Raw genomic sequence first — 2,760 nt, 5'->3', positions numbered from 1 at the left:
TTCCAGCTCATCGTGCTCGCGGGCATCCTCGCCTCGGGCGTCGTCACCGCGACGCTGCTGGCGTTCCGCGACCCGCGCATCCAGAAGCCGGCACCGGTCGACGCGGCTGCCTGATACGTCAGTCGAGCACGAGCTCGACGTTCGGGTGACTCGAGAACACCTCGAGCACGAGGTCGAAGTAGGTCGGCCCGCCGGATGCGCGCAGCGCTGCCAGGTCGCGCGTCACCTTCTCGGTGTTGAACGTGCCCGGCTTCGCGAGCTTCGCCTCGTACCAGGATGCGGTGGTCGCCACCCCGAGCGCGTCACGGCTGCGCGCGTGGTCGCGCCAGACGACCCGCAGCCGCCCGGTCACCGTCCCGGTCCCTGAGCCTGCCGAATGATCTGTCGCAGAGCCAAACGCCGCGCCGTAGCCGGTGTAGAGCAGGTCATCGAGCGCGTCGAGGCTCGGCCCGAGTTGCCAGTCCTCGTCGGCCATGAACACGCGGTTGAGTTCGTCGTAGAGCGACGCGATGTCGGTGATCGCGGCGCCGTGGAGTTCGACCTCGAGCATCCCTCGATTCTGGCAGGCGCAGCGAGCGGTCCTCCAGCACATCTTGAATTTCGGGAACGCCGCCGCACTAACGTAAAGCGGTGGCACCGCATCGAGCGGCGAGCCACGTCGAAGGAGGACGCATGAAGGTAGGCATCATTCTTGGTTCGATCCGCGAGGGCCGGCTCGGCGAGCAGGTCGCGAACTTCGTGAAGCAGGTCGCCGACGACCGCGACTCGGGCGTCGATTACGAGCTCGTCGACTTGAAGTCGTTTAACGTGCCACTGCTCACCTCGGGGGTGCACCCGATGCGGGCGAACAAGCAATACGACAGCGCCGAGGTCACCGCGTGGAGCCAGGCGATCGATGCCTGCGACGCCTACGTGTTCGTCACCGCCGAGTACAACCACGGCGTGCCGGGCGCGTTCAAGAACGCGGTCGACTCGCTCGGCAGCGAATGGGTCGGCAAGCCCGTCGGCTTCGTCGCCTACGGCTCGGCCGGCGGTGTGCGCGCAATCGAGAACTGGCGCACGGTGCTCGCGAACTTCTCGATGCCAAACGCCCGCTCCGAGGTGAACATCAGCATCTTCACCGAGTTCGAAGACGGCACATTCACGCCGACCGACCGCCGCGAGACCGAGCTCGGCCACGTCTTCGACGAGGTCGAGCAGCTCGCGACGAAGCTCGCGAAGTAGNCCCCCCCCCTGACAGATCGGCAGCACCATGAAGCTCCAAACCGTCAGCATCTTCGTCGACGACCAGCAGCGCGCCCTCGAGTTCTACACCGAGAAGCTCGGCTTCGAAGTGACCGCCGACGTGCCGATGGGCGAGCACCGCTGGCTCACGGTGCACCTCGGCGAGGGCGAGAACGTCACCGACGTCTCGCTCGAGCCGAAGGCGCACCGGGCGGTGCCGCCGTTCACGAGCGCCCTGCTCAACGATGGCATCCCGTTCTGCATGCTCGCCACCGACGACATCCAGGCCGAGTACGAGCGCCTGCAGGGCCTCGGTGTCGAGTTCACGCAGGCACCGCTCGACGTCGGCCCGGTGATCATCGCGGTGTTCAGCGACACCTGCGGCAACCTCCTGCAGCTGGCGCAATACAAGCAGTAGCGCACCGCACGCGAAGTCAGCCCGCGCATCCGGAAGCCGGATGCGCGGGCTGCGTCGTTACTGGACGGCCACGAACACCTTGTCGTCGAACATGCCCGGGCTGACCGCGAGCACGCCGTCGACCGGGGTGGGCACCGCGATCGCCTCGTTGCCCGTCGCCGAGGCACCGTTATAGAGGGCGCTCAGCGAGTCGATGGCGTCGGGTGCGACGGCCATGGTGCCAAGCTCGTCGACGGTGTTGCCGCCGCCGGTCACGTAGTCGATGCCGACCATCGCCGGCATTTGGCCGTCGGGGTCGTCGCCCGTGTAGGTGACGGTGTAGTTGATGAGGATGTAGACGTCGCCCTCAGCCGGGGCGTCGTTGAACTGGTTCGCGCCCATCACGGTGTCGGTCGCGTCGAGGTCAATCGAATTGATGGTGACCGTCCACTCGTCGCCCTCGATGACCGAGCCGAGCGGCAGCGGGTTCTCGCGCGTGCCGTCTGCGGTGGCGGCCTCCTCGACCGGCGCGACTTCCTCGGCCGGTGCCGCGTCCGCGTTGTCAGCAGGCGCACCGTCTTCGGTGGTCGCGTCGTCGACGAGGCTCACCGATGACGAGCTCTCGCCGAAGGCCTCGCTCGCAGCGTTCGCGACGACGCCGACGAAGACCATCGCGCCGACGATCGTGCCGACCACCGAGATGATGACGGCCGAGATCGCCTGCCACTTCACCTTGCCGCGCAGGAAGATCGCGACGAGGCCGNCCAGCCGACGATGAGCGCGCCAGGGATACACGCGAAGACGAAGCCGACGATCGCGATGACGAACGCCGCGATGCCGAGGCCGTTGCGGGTCTTCGGCTGCGGGCCGGCGGGCGGCTGGGGGCCAGCGCCGTTCTGCGGACCGACGCCGTACTGCGGCGCGGGAGGGTAGGGATTCTGAGCGGGGGCCTGGAAGTTAGACACGGTTACTCCATAGGTCGAGAGGCGGTGCGCGACGGGTGTCGCTGGCCTCGACTCGGAACCTATGTCGAGCCTCCGACATGGCTTCGTACACGGCCACCGACCAACGAAAGCGGGCCCCGACACCGAAGTGTCGGGGCCCGCTTTCGTGGGGTGTGCGCTTACCGGGTCGCCGCA

Annotated in this window: 3 protein-coding genes; 2 read left to right on the top strand and 1 reads right to left on the bottom strand. The window is 67.5% G+C overall.

The window, feature by feature from the left end; genetic code table 11:
• Nucleotides 1-118: 118 nt before the first annotated feature.
• Nucleotides 119-550 carry a barstar family protein gene (locus tag ID132_RS08540; protein WP_193128359.1) on the bottom strand — a complete coding sequence of 144 codons (432 nt, stop codon included), beginning with the start codon at nt 548-550 and terminating at the stop codon, nt 119-121.
• Between the two features lie 122 nt (nt 551-672).
• On the opposite strand from ID132_RS08540, the gene ID132_RS08535 reads away from it, so the two are divergent.
• Together ID132_RS08535 and ID132_RS08530 are read left to right on the top strand one after the other, a co-directional pair.
• The gene (locus ID132_RS08535; RefSeq protein ID WP_193128358.1) at nt 673-1,224 is read left to right on the top strand and encodes an NADPH-dependent FMN reductase; all 552 of its coding nucleotides are present in this window, start codon (nt 673-675) and stop codon (nt 1,222-1,224) included.
• A 28-nt stretch (nt 1,225-1,252) separates the two neighbouring features.
• Nucleotides 1,253-1,642 carry a VOC family protein gene (locus tag ID132_RS08530; RefSeq protein WP_193128357.1) on the top strand — a complete coding sequence of 130 codons (390 nt, stop codon included), beginning with the start codon at nt 1,253-1,255 and terminating at the stop codon, nt 1,640-1,642.
• Nucleotides 1,643-2,760: the final 1,118 nt, after the last annotated feature.

Origin of the sequence: Gulosibacter sediminis (assembly GCF_014904065.1) — a bacterium.
Lineage (GTDB): Bacteria > Actinomycetota > Actinomycetes > Actinomycetales > Microbacteriaceae > Gulosibacter > Gulosibacter sediminis.
Note: the sequence above shows the minus strand (reverse complement) of the source record. Positions and strands in the feature narration are given on the sequence as shown.

Excerpts from the sequence above, each read along its gene's own strand:
- ID132_RS08530 (WP_193128357.1), top strand. The coding sequence starts at position 1,253 with ATGAAGCTCCAAACCGTCAGCATCTTCGTCGACGACCAGCAGCGCGCC.
- ID132_RS08535 (WP_193128358.1), top strand. The coding sequence starts at position 673 with ATGAAGGTAGGCATCATTCTTGGTTCGATCCGCGAGGGCCGGCTCGGC.
- ID132_RS08540 (WP_193128359.1), bottom strand. The coding sequence starts at position 550 with ATGCTCGAGGTCGAACTCCACGGCGCCGCGATCACCGACATCGCGTCG.